Raw genomic sequence first — 14,152 nt, 5'->3', positions numbered from 1 at the left:
TTTTTTGTCCCGATGTCCAGCAAGACCTACGAAATCCGTCCGAATCAGTCGATCGAGCTCCTGAAGGAGCTCCATATCCTGACGCGCGACGGCAAGATGAACCAGGACAGCCGCCGCAAGCTGAAGCAGGTCTATCACTTGTTCCAGTTCATCGAGCCGCTGCTCAACGACCTCAAGCAGGATGGCCGCGACGTCACGCTCGTCGATCACGGTGCGGGCAAGTCCTACTTGGGATTCATTCTGTACGACCTGTTCTTCAAGGGTCTGTGCGACAACTCGCGCATCTTTGGTATCGAGACGCGCGACGAGCTCGTGCAGCGCTCGGAGGAACTGGCGGCGCGGCTCGGCTTCAAGGGGATGTCGTTTCTGAATCTCTCGGTGGCCGACTCGATCACGTCGATGCAACTGCCGCCGACGGTCGATATCGTCACGGCGCTGCACGCCTGCGATACCGCCACCGACGACGCGCTGCGCTTCGCGCTCAAGAAGCACGCGCGCCATATCGTCGTGGTGCCGTGCTGTCAGGCCGAAGTGGCGGGCGTGCTGCGTCGCAACAAGGGCAAGTTGCTCGGCCAGGCGCTCACGGAAGTGTGGCGTCACCCGTTGCATACGCGTGAGTTCGGCAGCCAGATCACCAATGTGCTGCGCTGCCTGCAACTGGAGGCGCACGGCTATCAGGTGAGCGTGACGGAACTGGTGGGCTGGGAGCACTCGATGAAGAACGAGCTCATCGTGGCGCAGTACAAGAATCTGCCGCGGCGCCGGCCGGCGGAGCGGCTCAACGAACTGCTCGACACGTTCGGGATTGCCGAGCTGCGCGAGCGTTTCTTCGTCGACGACGGCGAGGCTTCGCCTGCCCAGGCTGGCGAGACAGCGTGAGCGCGGCGCGCTATCTGCGCGATTTCAGGTGATCGTGGGGATCGTCACCTGATCGGCAGGACGACTTACTGGTCGTCGCGCTGGCTCATCCACGCGCGCCAGCCTTCGAGACCGAGGCGGCGCATCGTTTCCTGATTGCGTTCGTAGATGTCGGCGGCGTCCGGGAAGGCGTCGGCGGCGCGCTCGATGCTCGCCTCGCGCAGCAGGTGCAGGATCGGATAGGGCGCGCGGTTCGTGTAGTTCTCGATGTCGTCGGGCTGCGTGCCCTCGAACTGATATTGCGGATGAAAGCTCGCAATCTGCAGTTCGCCGTCGAGACGCAACTGGCCGAGCAGCAGATCGGCGAAATGGAGCGCGTCGTTGTAGTCGAGAAAATCGGCGAGCGCGTGCGGGAGGATCAGCAGCGTCGTGTCGATGTCCTCCGCGCTGCTGTCCGCGAGCGTGCGCAGTTCGGTTTCGAGATCGGTTAGCACACCTTCCAGATCGGTCGCGTCGCTGATCGCGTATCGGATCTGGCCCTTTACATGCACGCTTTTCGCGAACGGGCAGAGATTCAGCCCGATCACCGCGCGCGTGAGCCAGTGGCGCGTGGCGTCGAGAATGGCGGCGCGCTCGGGGTGCGCCGGGTCAGGCGTGGTGTTGGCGGTATCGGGTGTATCGGATGTATCGGTCATCGCGGCATTTTACCGGTGCGGTTCGTGCGCCCGCTGCGGCGAAGGGCGCGCGGGTTGAAGGCTGGCGCGAGATCAGGCGACCGGCGCGCACGCCGCTTCGATCAACAGTTTCGCCATGCGCGGCGCCGCCTGAATCGGGCCGCAGCCGGGTCCGTAGGTCTGGCTCGCGGCGTAGACGCCCTCGACCAGCAGCGCCAGTTCGTTCGCGAGCGACGCCGCGTCGGTCGCGCCCGCCGCCTGCGCCAGTTCGGTGAGGCGCGCGATCAGCCGCGTCTTGTTATCGGCCACGCTGTGCCGCGCCGGATGCGCCGGATCGGGAAACTCGGCCGCCACGTTCACGAACGGACAGCCGCGATAGTCGGGCGCCGACGCGCGCGCCGCCAGATCCTCGAACGCCTGCATCAACTGCTTCGCCGGTTCGCCCGGATGCTTCGCGGCGCTCGCCTCGAAGCGCTCGAAAAAGCGCACGTCGCAGCGCTTCAGATACGCGACCACCAGATCGTCCTTCGACGAAAATTGCCGGTACAGACTCATCTTGTTCACGCCCGCGCGCTCGACCACGGCTTCGACGCCCACGGCGCGCACGCCTTCGCGGTAGAACAATTCGTCCGCGGCGGCAAGCAGGTGCTCCTGGGCGCGCGGCCCGGCCGTCTGGGTGCGCGAGCGGCGCGCGCGCGCGGCGGCCTTGGCGGGCGCGGCGATGGCGGGATCGGTCGGGTTGGGGTGGCGCGTGGACATGGCAGGACATCTCGTCGTCAGGGACATGCTTGACATGTTACCGAGCGGTCACTACTATCGCAACACACTTGTGACCGAGCGGTAACAATCCGGTCGATCGGCAAGACGCAGATCAAGCAGACGATTCAAGCCAAACAACGAACGTGGAGCACGGATGAACTGGGCAGCGAGATGGGTCGGCGGGCGTTTTCACTATGGATGGCTCGTGGTGGCGGTGGTGTTTCTGGTGCTGCTGGCGGCGGCCGGCACGCGCGCAACGCCGAGCGTGATGATGGTCCCGCTCGAGCATCAGTTCGGCTGGAGCCGGGCGACGATCTCGCTGGCGATTTCGGTGAACATCGCGCTTTACGGGCTGATGGGGCCGTTTGCGGCGGCGGCGATGCAGCGCTTCGGCGTGCGGCCGACGCTGCTGGCGGCGCTCGCCACGATGGGCGCGGGCGTGGCGCTGTCAGCGCTGATGACGCATCCGTGGCAGATGATCCTGATCTGGGGCGTGATGGTTGGCGGCTCGACCGGCGTGGCGGCGTTGTCGCTGTCGGCGACGGTCGTCACGCGCTGGTTCACGACGCATCGCGGCCTCGCGATGGGCATACTCACCGCGAGTTCGGCCACCGGCCAGCTCGTGTTCCTGCCGTTCCTCGCGGCGATCGCCGAAAAGCACGGCTGGCAGCTCGTCGTGCTGGTCGTCGCGGCGGCCGCCGCCGTGGTGCTGCCGCTGGTCGCGTTCCTGCTGCCCGAGCGCCCGGCCAGCCTGAAGCTGCGTCCGTTCGGCGAAGAGCCCGACGCGCCGCTCGCGCCGCCCGCGCCGCAGCAGAATCCGATCAAGCTGGCGTTCGGCGCACTCGCGTCGGCGAGCCGCACGCGCGACTTCTGGCTGCTGTTCTTCAGCTTCTTCATTTGTGGCGCGAGCACCAACGGCTATGTCGGCACGCACCTGATCGCCATGTGCGGCGACTACGGCATGACGGAAGTGCAGGGCGCGTCGCTGCTCGCGACGATGGGCATTTTCGACCTGTTCGGCACGACGCTCTCGGGTTGGCTCTCGGACCGCTTCAACAGCCGCGTGCTGCTGTTCTGGTACTACGGTCTGCGCGGGCTCTCGCTGATCTATCTACCGCACGCGTTCGGCATCGACTTCTTCGGTCTGCCGATCTTCGCGGTGTTCTACGGACTCGACTGGATCGCGACCGTGCCGCCGACCGTGCGCCTCGCCACCGACGTGTTCGGCAAGGAGCGCGCGCCGATCATCTTCGGCTGGGTGGTCGCGGGCCATCAACTGGGCGCGGCGTTCGCGGCGTTCGGTGCGGGGCTGCTGCGCTCGAGCCTCGGCACCTATACGGTGGCGTCGATGATCTCGGGCGGCTTGTGCCTGATCGCCTCGTTCCTCGTGCTGCGCATCAACCGCGCGCCGCGCACGGCGGGCGCGCAGACGGCCTGAGTCCGCGCAGCGGGGCTTGCGGATAATGCGTCGATCACGCGAAGGCGGCTGCACGTGCGCCGCCTTCGCCGTTTCAGCGCGTTTCACGCGGCGCGGGTATGCTGTGAGCCCCGGGCGAGCGCCCGCCAACAAGGACACATCAGGCATGACGAAGCAAAAACCCGCACCGACAGCCGTGCCCATCCACGAACTGATCGCCGGCCGCTGGAGCCCGCGCGCCTATTCGAACGAGCCGGTTTCGCGCGAGCATCTGCACGCGGTCATCGAGGCCGCGCGCTGGGCGCCGTCGGGCTACAACCTGCAACCGTGGCGCTTCATCGTGTTCGACCGCACGGCCGATGAGCCGGCGTTCAAACGCGCCTTCGCGACGCTCGTGCCCTTCAATCAGCAGTGGAACGCACCGGCGCCCGTGCTGGTGGCGGTGACGGCGCAAACGCTCAACGCCAAGGGCGAAGTGAACCGCACGGCGCAGTACGATGCGGGCGCGGCGGCGATGTCGCTGGTGCTGCAGGCGCACGCGCTCGGCCTCGCCGCGCACCAGATGAGCGGTTTCGACGTGAACGCGTTCCGCAAGGAATTCGGTCTGCCGAACGACGTGGAGCCGCTCGCGATCATCTCGATCGGCCATTACGGCGACGCCGAGAAGCTCGATCCGGTCCTGCGCGACCGCGAGAAGGCCGAGCGCACGCGCGCGAGCGTGGGCGATATCGCTTACGCGAACGCCTGGAAGCAGCCGTTCAAGGGCTGAGCCATGCTTGAGCACGCTTGAGCGCGGCCAAGCTGGCCGGTTTCCCGGCACTCGCAGGACTTCGGGGCGTTCAGCCGCAGCAGACGCAGGGCGGCCGGAGTGACACGCAGCGCGGCACGGGCCGCGCGTTTTATTTGCGGGGCCGAACCCCGTCCTTGCGGTTGCTCCGCGCCGCGCTTTCGTGATACAAAGCCGGTCCTCCCAGCCTTCCGTAATGCCGCGTGCGACGTGCCGCGCGGCGTTGCCATGACCCCCGCCATGAGCCCCGCCTTGACTGCCTCCCCGCATCCCGCCTCGAATACAGCGTCGAACGCTGCCGCGCAACCCTTCTGCGCAATCGACTTCGGCACCTCCAACTCGGCCGTGGCGCTGCCGGGCGCGGCACCTGGCGACGCGATGCGCCTCGCGCCGGTCGAAGGCGCGCAGACCACGCTGCCGACCTCGGTGTTCTTCAACACCGACGAGCACACGCGCGAATTCGGCCGCGCGGCGCTGGCAGCCTATATCGACGGCTTCGACGGGCGTCTGATGCGCTCGATGAAGAGCATTCTCGGCTCGCCGCTCGCGGAAAGCACGACCGATCTTGGCGACGGCAGCGCGATCCGCTACACGGAAATCATCGCGATCTTCCTCGATCACCTCAAACGCAGCGCCGAACGCTGCGCGGGCGCGAGTCTCACGCGCGCGGTGCTGGGCCGCCCGGTGTTTTTCGTCGACGAAGATCCGCGCGCCGACAAGCTTGCGCAGGATCAGCTCGAAGCGGCGGCACGCTCGGTGGGCTTCAAGGAAATCGAATTCCAGTACGAGCCGATCGCGGCGGCGTTCGATTACGAGTCGCGCCTGACGGAAGAGGGGCTGGTGCTGGTGGCCGACATCGGCGGCGGTACGTCGGACTTTTCGCTCGTGCGCGTGGGGCCGCAGCGCATGTCGCGCCTCGCCCGCAAGGACGACGTGCTCGCGCATCACGGCGTGCACGTGGCCGGCACGGACTTCGACCGCCGCGTCGAACTGGCGACGATCCTGCGCGAACTCGGCTATCAGTCGCTGGATCCGGAAGGCCGCGAAGTGCCGAACCGCGTCTATTTCGATCTGGCGACCTGGCATCTGATCAACACGGTCTACACGCCCAAGCGCGCGGCCGAACTCAAGCTCATGCGCCATCTATATAGTGACGCCGCGCATCACGATCGACTGATGCGCGTGGTCGACTGGCGTCTGGGGCACGCGCTGGCGGCGCATGCGGAGGAAGCGAAGATTGGCGTGTCGGCGGGCGGTCAGACGATGATCGATCTGGAGCAGGTGGAAACCGACCTGCGGCTCGCCTTCGACGACGCCCAACTGGTGGAAGCCGGCCGTGAGGAAACGCGCCGCATCGTGGAAGCCGCGCGCGAAACCGTGCAGGCGGCGGGTGTGGCGCCGGGCGCCGTGAACGCGCTGTATTTCACGGGCGGTTCGACGGGTTTGCTGTTCCTGACCCAGGCGCTCGCCGAGGCATTCCCGCACGCGCAACCGGTGTTCGGCGACCGCCTCGCCAGCGTGGCGACGGGCCTGGGCATTCACGCGCAGCGCCTCTTCGCCTGAAGTCATCCGCACTGCGCAGTCGCCCGAATTCGTCAAAAACGACAGGCGACAAAAAACCCCACCTTCAGGAGGAAGCGTGGGGTTTTTCTGTAAGCTTGCCTGTCAGGACCGAGGTTAGAGTCCTGAAGGTCGAAGACGGTATTTAGACCGGCTTGATGTTGGCAGCTTGCTTGCCCTTCGGGCCCGTGCGCACTTCGAATTGAACCTTTTGGTTCTCTTGCAGCGTCTTGAAGCCGTCAACCTTGATTTCCGAGAAGTGCGCGAACAGGTCTTCGCCGCCGCCGTCCGGAGTGATAAAGCCAAAGCCCTTAGCGTCATTGAACCACTTGACGGTACCGGTTTCCATATTACTTTCCTAAAAATGAATAAAGGCCGAAGCCACAGAGAGGTGCACGAAAATCAAGGAAGGGGTATGGGACCAGCCGGAGTACCGTTGATGGGCGAACTACGAAAGACCTATTCACACTCGCCGCTTGAAATCCTGCTCGATCTTTATACGGCTAATTCCCTGCCAGGTCAACCGGGACCCAGGGTAACTCCATAGAATTTTGCGGCAGGGTCGAAACAAACCCTTACAAAGCTTGCTAAGTTGCTGTTTTTTTTGTAGTGCTCGCACTTTTTTTAGCGCCTTTTGGCAGTGCAACCGTTAAACTACGCGCCGCGCAAGAGTTGCGCCTTCGGGTGCAATCGACCGCGCGCAGGTGCGACCGCCGCCGGAACCCCGCCCGCACAACAGACGGGGCACGCGGTGTCGAACTGCTCTTGATACAGGAGAAGACGTGAAAAGTTCTATTCAACGGAACATCGGCCCGTTCGCGCTGATGTTCACCGGCCTCGGGTCGATTATCGGTTCGGGCTGGCTGTTCGGCGCATGGAAGGCCGCGAAGATTGCCGGCCCCGCAGCCATCTGCGCCTGGGTGATCGGTGCCGTGGTCATTCTGGCCATCGCGCTCACCTACGCCGAACTCGGTGCGATGTTCCCCGAATCGGGCGGCATGGTGCGCTACGCGCGCTACTCGCACGGCGCGCTCGTGGGCTTCATCAGCGCCTGGGCGAACTGGATCGCCATCGTCTCGGTGATTCCGATCGAAGCCGAAGCTTCCATTCAATACATGAGCACCTGGCCCTACGACTGGGCCCACGCGCTGTTCGTCGACGGATCATTAACCCACTCGGGGTTGTTCCTGTCGGCGCTGCTCGTGATCGTGTACTTCATGCTCAACTACTGGGGCGTGAAGCTGTTCGCGCGCGCCAATAGCGCCATTACGATCTTCAAGTTCATCATCCCGGGCCTGACGATCATCGGCCTGATGACGACGGGCTTCCACCACGAAAACTTCGGCGAAGCGAGCACGTTCGCGCCGTACGGCTGGTCGGCGGTGTTCACGGCGGTCGCGACGAGCGGCATCGTGTTCGCGTTCAACGGCTTCCAGAGCCCGATCAACCTCGCGGGCGAAGCGCGCAATCCGTCGAAGAGCATCCCGTTCGCGGTGATCGGCTCGATCGTCTGCGCACTGGTGATCTACGTGCTGCTGCAGGTGGCGTACATCGGCGCGGTGAATCCGGCTGACGTGGCCAAGGGCTGGAACCTGTTCAACTTCAAGTCGCCGTTCGCCGAACTCGCGATCGCGCTGAACCTGAACTGGCTGGCGATCCTGCTGTACGTCGACGCATTCGTGAGCCCGAGCGGCACCGGCACGACCTACATGGCGACGACTTCGCGCATGATCTACGCGATGGAGCGCAACAACACGATGCCGTCGATCTTCGGCAACGTGCACCCGTTCTACGGCGTGCCGCGCCCCGCGATGTGGTTCAACCTGGCCGTGTCGTTCATCTTCATGTTCTTCTTCCGCGGCTGGAGCTCGCTGGCGGCGGTGATCTCGGTCGCGACCGTGATCTCGTACCTCACGGGCCCGATCAGCCTGATGGCGCTCAAGCGCGCCGCGTCGGACATCGAACGCCCGCTGTCGGTGCCGTTCATGAAGGTGATCGCGCCGTTCGCGTTCGTCTGCGCATCGATGATCCTGTACTGGGCGAAGTGGCCGCTGACGGGCGAAATCATCCTGCTGATGGTTGTCGCGCTGCCGGTGTACTTCTACTTCCAGGCGAAGCAGGGCTTCGGCGGCTGGGGCCAGGATCTGAAGGCCGCATGGTGGCTGTGCGCCTACCTGCCGACGATGGCCGTGCTCTCGCTGATCGGCTCGAAGCAGTTCGGCGGTCACGACCTGATTCCTTACGGCTGGGACATGCTGGTCGTCGCAGTGATCTCGCTCGGCTTCTACATCTGGGGCGTGAATTCGGGTTACCGCACGCCGTATCTGGAAGAGCGCAAGGAACACGACGAAGTGCTCGAAGGCATCGGCGCGCACTAAGTGACGCACCGGCCGCTGCTCGCAGCGGCAGCCTGAACCGGGAATAAACGCAGCAAAAAAAGCCCGCCTGAAGCGATTCAGGCGGGCTTTTTCACGTCCGGAGGTTTTACTGCGCCGTGGCGGAGCCGAACACGTAGTTCGTCATCGCCAGCGCGCGCTGGTAGGTGCCGAGCGACTGCACGCCGAGCGTGTAGTCGTCGTCGGCGGCGCCGAGCGCGGAGAACACCGGCAGCAGATGCTCGTCGGTCGGGTGCATGAGCACCGCATGCGGCGCCTTCGTCCGATAGTCGAGCAGCGCGTCGATGTCGCGCGCCGCGAGATGCGCTTCGAACCAGTCGGTGAACTCGGCCACGCGCGGATCGGCGTCCTCGCGACGCGCCGAGAAGTCGGCCTGACGCAGGTTGTGCGTGATCTGGCCCGAACCGACCACCATCACGCCTTCGTCGCGCAGTTCGCGCAGCGCGCGGCCGAGCGCGAAGTGATACGCGGCGTCGGCGCGTGGCTGGATCGAGAGCTGGGCGACGGGCACGTCGGCGTCCGGGAACATCAGCAGCATCGGCACCCAGGCGCCGTGGTCGAGGCCATGCGCTTCTTCGTCGACCTCGACGCCCTGCGCGCGCAGCAGCGCCGCCGCGCGCTGCGCGGTTTCGGGCGCGCCGGGCGCCGGATACTGGATCTCGTAGAGCGCACGCGGAAAGCCGTAGAAGTCGTGGATGGTCTCGGGCTGCGTCGCGATGCTCACCGCCGGACGCTGCGTGTACCAGTGCGCCGAGAGCATCAGGATCGATTCGGGGCGCGGCAGATGTTCGGCCAGCTTGACGAAGCCTTCGCGCGGCATCGACGGGTCGATCGGCAAGGTGGGCGCGCCATGCGACAGGAAAAGCGTGGGGGTACGGGTGGTCATGATCGTGAGCCGCGCGAGGCGGTCGGAAAAGTTCGCGTTGCGATCAATATAAGACCCAACTCTCGCGAATTAAATGTGCGGCAAGTGAATTGATTGTATCGCCGATGTTGATAATCGACGGAGCGCGAACCGGGTGCGGATCGTGGGGGAGTCAGTCGGCGTTGCTGCCGCGCAGTCCCGGCCAGGCGGGCGCGAGCGCCGGTCCGAGCGCGAACAGGTCGAGCACGCGCGCGACCGTGTGATCGACCATCTCGTCGATCGACGCGGGCTGGTTGTAGAAGGCCGGCAGCGGCGGGAAGATCACGCCGCCCATTTCGGTCACCGCTGTCATGTTGCGCAGATGCGCGAGGTTGAACGGCGTTTCGCGCACCAGCAGCACGAGGCGGCGGCGCTCCTTGAGCGTGACGTCGGCGGCGCGCGCGATCAGGTTGTCCGAGAGGCCGTGGGCGACGCTCGCGAGCGTCTTCATCGAGCAGGGCGCGACGATCATGCCGTCGGTCGCGAACGAGCCCGAGGCAATGGTGGCACCCACGTCACGCACCGAATGCACGACATCCGCGCGTGCGTGCAGGTCCTCTTTGCTGAGCTGCAGCTCGTGCTGGATGTTGAGCCAGCCCGCCGCCGAGATCAGCAGATGCGATTCCACGCCGCCCAGACGCCGCAGCGTCTCCAGAATGCGCACGCCGTAAATCGCGCCCGTGGCGCCCGTGATCGCGACGATCAGACGGCGGCGTGGAGCGTGGGGTGAGGTGGCGTTCACGTGGGAGAGGGGGGCGCGAGAGCAATGCGGGAGGGCGCGCCGGCTCGAAACGCTGAAAAACCAGGCTTCAAACCGGCGCGGAACGACGGGCGCCGGGCGCGCCGCCGTTCCGGAGCAAAACGGCAGAACGGCGGCTCAAGCCGCCGCGAACAGCTGCTGCAGTTCGCCGTTCTGATACATCTCCATCATGATGTCCGAACCGCCGATGAATTCGCCCTTCACGTAGAGCTGCGGAATCGTGGGCCAGTTCGAGAATTCCTTGATGCCCTGGCGGACTTCGTCGTCCTCGAGCACGTTGACGGTCTTGAACTGATCGACGCCGCAGGCTTTCAGGATCTGCACCGCGCGGCCCGAGAAGCCGCACATCGGAAACTGCGCGTTGCCCTTCATGAAAAGGACGACGGCGTTTTCGTCGACGATCTGCTTGATGCGCTGTTGGGTGTCCATGTCTGACCTTGGGATTGAGTGATGCGGAATACGTTGAATACAGAGTGAAATGATAGCGGATTTCGCCCGCGCGAGCCGGGCGCGCTCGGCGCGGCTAGCCGGGAGTTCGGGTGCCGAAGCGCCCGCCGCTGATGCGTTCGATGCCCGCGAGATCCTGTTCCGAGCGCACCTCGTCGAAGCCGCGCGCGTCGAGCAGCGCGCGCACCGCGGCGGCCTGATCGTAGCCGTGCTCCATCCAGAGCACGCCGCCCGCGACGAGCCGCGCGGGCGCGCCGTCGACGATCGCGCGCAGACACGTAAGGCCGTCGGCCTCGTCGGTGAGCGCGCCGCGCGGTTCGAAGCGCAGGTCGCCCTGGTCCAGATGCGGATCGCCGTTCGCAATATAGGGCGGATTGCTCACGATGACCTCGAAGCGCAGCGCGGCGTCGAGCGTGTCGTACCAGCTGCCCGCGACGAAGCTGAGCGCGCCGCCGGGACGATGCGCGTCGAGCAGCTTTGCGGCGTTGCGCGCGGCCACGGCGAGCGCGGCCTCCGAGCGGTCGACCGCCCACACGCGCGCATCGGGCCGCGCCGAGGCGATCGCCACGGCAATCGCGCCGCTGCCGGTGCCGAGATCGAGCACACGCGGCTGCGCGATGCCTTCGAGCGCGGCCAGCGCGGTTTCGACCAGCAGTTCGGTTTCGGGGCGCGGGATCAGCACGTCGGGCGTGACGTCGAAATCGAGGCCGAAGAACTCGCGCGCGCCGACGAGTTGCGCGATCGGTTCGCCCGCCACGCGGCGCGCTTCGAGCGCACGGAAAGCCGCGACCGGCGCGGCGTCGAGCGCTTCGTCGCCGCGCGTGATGAGCTGGGTGCGACGCCAGCCGAGCACGTGCATCAGCAGAATGCGCGCTTCGAGCGCGGGCAGCGGCGAGGCGCGCAGCAGGGCGTCGGCGGTGAGTTCGCTCATGATGCGTTCAGATGCGAGGTCGATGAATGATGTTCGGCGAGGTTTAGTCCGAGTCGCCGAGCGAAGCCAGCTGTTCGGCCTGATGCTCGGACAACAGTGCGCCGATCAGTTCCTCGAGATCGCCGTCCATGATCGCTTCCAGCCGATACAGCGTCAGATTGATCCGGTGATCCGTCAGACGTCCCTGCGGGAAGTTGTAGGTGCGAATTCGTTCCGAGCGGTCGCCCGAGCCGACGAGACTCTTGCGCGTGGCCGCTTCCTTCGCGTGCTGCTCCTGATACTGCTTGTCCTTGATGCGCGCGGCCAGCACCTTGAGCGCGCGATCCTTGTTCTTGTGCTGCGAGCGGTCGTCCTGACATTCCACGACGATGCCGGTCGGAAGGTGCGTCACGCGCACGGCCGAATCGGTCTTGTTGATGTGCTGACCGCCCGCGCCCGACGCGCGGAACGTGTCGATGCGCAGATCGGCGGGATTGATCTCCACTTCGCCGATTTCGTCGGCTTCCGGCATCACGGCGACCGTGCACGCGGAGGTGTGGATGCGCCCCTGCGTTTCGGTGGCGGGCACGCGCTGCACGCGATGGCCGCCCGACTCGAATTTGAGCTTCGAATACGCCGCCTCGCCCGCGATGCGCACGATCACTTCCTTGTAGCCGCCCAGATCCGACTCGCTCGCCGACATCATTTCGATCTGCCAGCGATTGCGTTCCGCGTAGCGCAGATACATGCGCAGCAGGTCGCCCGCGAACAGCGCCGACTCGTCGCCGCCCGTGCCCGCGCGGATTTCGAGGAACACGTTGCGGTCGTCGTTGGGGTCCTTCGGCAGCAGCATCATCTGCAATTCCTGCTGGAGCTGCGCCATGCGTTCGCGCGAGGCTTTCACCTCTTCTTCGGCGAAATCGCGCATCGACGCGTCGCTGAGCAGGTCCTTCGCGGCCGTTTCGTCGTCCTTCGCCTGACGCCACAGCGCATAGTGCTCGACCACCGGCCCGATTTCCGCGTGCTCGCGTGTGAGTTTGCGGTACTGGTCGCGGTTGGACGTCACGTCGGGACGGCTCAACAGGTCGTTCAGCTCGGCCAGACGCGTAGTCAGCTGGTCGAGCTTCGATTGCATGCTCGTTTTCATCGGGGCGGTACGGAGCGGGCTCCGGGTAGGACTGCGGGAAAGGGCGGTGGGCGGAACGCCCGGAAATGCGTGCGCACGTAGCGTGCGCGCGGGTCATGGCAGAGTCTGCGCCATGGGCTGCGGCGAATGCCGCTAACGGTCCGAAGAGCCGGACGCGTTGGACGCCGCGTCGAGATTCGACGCCTGCGTGGAGGTTTCGGGCGCGGCTTCGTCGGTCTTGCCGACCTTGGCCGGCTGACCGTGACGGTAGAAACCGCTCATCATTTCGATGAGCGAGTCGCGCTGGTCGCCGCTCGACGAGTTGAGCGCCTGCGTCGGACCGTGGATCAGCTTGTTGGTCAGCGACTGCGAAAGCGCTTCGAGCACGGCGGACGGATCGTCGCCGCGCGCGAGCATCTTGCGCGCGCGTTCGAGTTCGGTGCGGCGCAGCGTGTCGGCCTGCGTGTGCATGTGGCGGATGACCGGCACGATGCTGCGCGTGTCGAGCCACTGCATGAAGTTCGCGACGCGCGTTTCGATGATGGTTTCGGCCTGCGCGACCGCCGCCTGGCGCGAGGCGTTGCCTTCGCGCACGATCGTGCCGAGGTCGTCGACGGTGTAGAGGAACACGTCTTCGAGCTGGCCGACTTCGGCTTCGATGTCGCGCGGCACCGCAAGGTCGACCATGAAAATCGGGCGGTGACGGCGCGCCTTCACCGCGCGCTCGACCGCGCCGAGACCGATGATCGGCAGCGTGGACGCCGTGCACGACACGATGATGTCGAACTCGTGCATGCGCGTGGGCAGTTCGGACAGCGGAATCGACTTGCCGCCGAAACGCTCGGCCACATAGCGGCCGCGCTCGGCGGTGCGGTTCGCGACCACCAGTTCGCGCGGCTGCTGGGCGGCGAAGTGCGCGGCGCACAGCTCGATCATTTCGCCCGCGCCGATGAACAGCACGCGCTGGTTGGCGATCTTGTCGAAGATGCGCTGCGCGAGACGCACGGCGGCGGCGGCCATCGACACCGATTGCGCCCCGATTTCCGTGGTGCTGCGCACTTCCTTCGCGACCGCGAAGGTGCGCTGGAACAACTGGTTCAGATAGGTGCCGAGCGCGCCGGCCTCGGTGGCCGTGCGCACCGCGGTCTTCATCTGACCGACGATCTGGGTTTCGCCGAGCACCATCGAGTCGAGCCCCGAGGCCACGCGGAACGCGTGACGCACGGCTTCGGACTGCGGCAGCGTGTAGACGTGCGGCGCGAGTTCTTCGGCGCGGATGCCATGGTAGTGCGAGAGCCATTCCACGGCGGAATCGCGCGAGCTTTGCGCGTCGGTGGCGCAATAGAGCTCGGTGCGGTTGCAGGTGGAGAGGATGGCGGCTTCGGGCGCGCTGAGGCTGCGGCGCCCGCCGGACCACGCTTCCTTGAAGAGCGCGAGGGCCGGCTTGATCTGTTCGAGCGGAAACGCCACGCGTTCGCGCAAGGCGACGGGCGCGGTGTGGTGATTGATTCCGATCGTTAGAAGCTGCATACCATGGGGCGAAGATTTAGGCGG

General features: G+C 65.7%; 13 protein-coding genes and 1 pseudogene. 5 read left to right on the top strand and 9 right to left on the bottom strand.

Annotated features, from left to right (window positions below; all coding sequences use genetic code 11):
- The first annotated feature begins 12 nt into the window (after positions 1-12).
- Positions 13-879, top strand: coding sequence for a class I SAM-dependent methyltransferase (locus BMY06_RS32140; RefSeq protein WP_074987136.1), 867 nt, complete (start codon positions 13-15; stop codon positions 877-879).
- A gap of 65 nt (positions 880-944) precedes the next feature.
- Here the strand turns inward: BMY06_RS32140 and BMY06_RS32135 are convergent, their stop codons facing one another.
- A complete protein-coding gene (locus BMY06_RS32135) occupies positions 945-1,553 on the bottom strand; it encodes a DUF1415 domain-containing protein (RefSeq protein WP_074987135.1) in 609 nt (202 codons plus the stop codon).
- A gap of 72 nt (positions 1,554-1,625) precedes the next feature.
- On the bottom strand, positions 1,626-2,291 hold the full coding sequence (locus tag BMY06_RS32130; RefSeq protein ID WP_074987134.1) for a TetR/AcrR family transcriptional regulator: 666 nt from the start codon (positions 2,289-2,291) through the stop codon (positions 1,626-1,628).
- Positions 2,292-2,445: 154 nt separating this feature from the next.
- On the opposite strand from BMY06_RS32130, the gene BMY06_RS32125 reads away from it, so the two are divergent.
- From BMY06_RS32125 to BMY06_RS32115, 3 genes are all read left to right on the top strand, one after another.
- Positions 2,446-3,729 (top strand): MFS transporter, encoded by a 1,284-nt coding sequence (locus BMY06_RS32125; RefSeq protein WP_074987133.1) that lies wholly within the window; start codon positions 2,446-2,448, stop codon positions 3,727-3,729.
- A 145-nt stretch (positions 3,730-3,874) separates the two neighbouring features.
- Positions 3,875-4,477 carry a nitroreductase family protein gene (locus BMY06_RS32120; RefSeq protein WP_065062648.1) on the top strand — a complete coding sequence of 201 codons (603 nt, stop codon included), beginning with the start codon at positions 3,875-3,877 and terminating at the stop codon, positions 4,475-4,477.
- A gap of 270 nt (positions 4,478-4,747) precedes the next feature.
- Positions 4,748-6,058, top strand: coding sequence for an Hsp70 family protein (locus tag BMY06_RS32115; protein ID WP_074987132.1), 1,311 nt, complete (start codon positions 4,748-4,750; stop codon positions 6,056-6,058).
- Positions 6,059-6,200: 142 nt separating this feature from the next.
- Here the strand turns inward: BMY06_RS32115 and BMY06_RS32110 are convergent, their stop codons facing one another.
- A complete protein-coding gene (locus tag BMY06_RS32110) occupies positions 6,201-6,404 on the bottom strand; it encodes a cold-shock protein (protein ID WP_027797379.1) in 204 nt (67 codons plus the stop codon).
- A gap of 433 nt (positions 6,405-6,837) precedes the next feature.
- Between BMY06_RS32110 and BMY06_RS32105 the strand changes: the two genes are divergently transcribed.
- On the top strand, positions 6,838-8,433 hold the full coding sequence (locus BMY06_RS32105; RefSeq protein ID WP_074987131.1) for an APC family permease: 1,596 nt from the start codon (positions 6,838-6,840) through the stop codon (positions 8,431-8,433).
- Positions 8,434-8,539: 106 nt separating this feature from the next.
- Here BMY06_RS32105 and BMY06_RS32100 read toward each other — a convergent pair whose 3' ends face one another.
- From BMY06_RS32100 to hemA, 6 genes and pseudogenes are all read right to left on the bottom strand, one after another.
- The gene (locus BMY06_RS32100) at positions 8,540-9,337 is read right to left on the bottom strand and encodes a DODA-type extradiol aromatic ring-opening family dioxygenase (protein ID WP_074987130.1); all 798 of its coding nucleotides are present in this window, start codon (positions 9,335-9,337) and stop codon (positions 8,540-8,542) included.
- A gap of 151 nt (positions 9,338-9,488) precedes the next feature.
- On the bottom strand, positions 9,489-10,097 hold the full coding sequence (locus BMY06_RS32095; protein ID WP_065062643.1) for a UbiX family flavin prenyltransferase: 609 nt from the start codon (positions 10,095-10,097) through the stop codon (positions 9,489-9,491).
- Between the two features lie 135 nt (positions 10,098-10,232).
- Positions 10,233-10,544 (bottom strand): Grx4 family monothiol glutaredoxin, encoded by a 312-nt coding sequence (gene grxD, locus BMY06_RS32090; RefSeq protein ID WP_028214777.1) that lies wholly within the window; start codon positions 10,542-10,544, stop codon positions 10,233-10,235.
- Between the two features lie 94 nt (positions 10,545-10,638).
- A complete protein-coding gene (gene prmC / locus BMY06_RS32085; protein WP_074987129.1) occupies positions 10,639-11,493 on the bottom strand; it encodes a peptide chain release factor N(5)-glutamine methyltransferase in 855 nt (284 codons plus the stop codon).
- 43 nt (positions 11,494-11,536) lie between these two features.
- Positions 11,537-12,619: a peptide chain release factor 1 gene (gene prfA, locus BMY06_RS32080; protein WP_065062639.1), complete on the bottom strand. Its 1,083-nt coding sequence runs from the start codon at positions 12,617-12,619 to the stop codon at positions 11,537-11,539.
- 240 nt (positions 12,620-12,859) lie between these two features.
- Positions 12,860-14,128: pseudogene (gene hemA, locus BMY06_RS32075) on the bottom strand (glutamyl-tRNA reductase); the annotation flags it as partial.
- Positions 14,129-14,152 lie beyond the last annotated feature (24 nt).

The sequence above is a fragment of the Paraburkholderia tropica genome (genome assembly GCF_900109265.1).
GTDB classification, from domain to species: Bacteria; Pseudomonadota; Gammaproteobacteria; order Burkholderiales; family Burkholderiaceae; genus Paraburkholderia; species Paraburkholderia tropica.
This window is presented reverse-complemented; position numbering and strand designations above follow the sequence as displayed.

Excerpts from the sequence above, each read along its gene's own strand:
- BMY06_RS32140 (WP_074987136.1), top strand. The coding sequence starts at position 13 with ATGTCCAGCAAGACCTACGAAATCCGTCCGAATCAGTCGATCGAGCTC.
- BMY06_RS32135 (WP_074987135.1), bottom strand. The coding sequence starts at position 1,553 with ATGACCGATACATCCGATACACCCGATACCGCCAACACCACGCCTGAC.
- BMY06_RS32130 (WP_074987134.1), bottom strand. The coding sequence starts at position 2,291 with ATGTCCACGCGCCACCCCAACCCGACCGATCCCGCCATCGCCGCGCCC.
- BMY06_RS32125 (WP_074987133.1), top strand. The coding sequence starts at position 2,446 with ATGAACTGGGCAGCGAGATGGGTCGGCGGGCGTTTTCACTATGGATGG.
- BMY06_RS32120 (WP_065062648.1), top strand. The coding sequence starts at position 3,875 with ATGACGAAGCAAAAACCCGCACCGACAGCCGTGCCCATCCACGAACTG.
- BMY06_RS32110 (WP_027797379.1), bottom strand. The coding sequence starts at position 6,404 with ATGGAAACCGGTACCGTCAAGTGGTTCAATGACGCTAAGGGCTTTGGC.
- BMY06_RS32100 (WP_074987130.1), bottom strand. The coding sequence starts at position 9,337 with ATGACCACCCGTACCCCCACGCTTTTCCTGTCGCATGGCGCGCCCACC.
- grxD (WP_028214777.1), bottom strand. The coding sequence starts at position 10,544 with ATGGACACCCAACAGCGCATCAAGCAGATCGTCGACGAAAACGCCGTC.
- prmC (WP_074987129.1), bottom strand. The coding sequence starts at position 11,493 with ATGAGCGAACTCACCGCCGACGCCCTGCTGCGCGCCTCGCCGCTGCCC.
- prfA (WP_065062639.1), bottom strand. The coding sequence starts at position 12,619 with ATGAAAACGAGCATGCAATCGAAGCTCGACCAGCTGACTACGCGTCTG.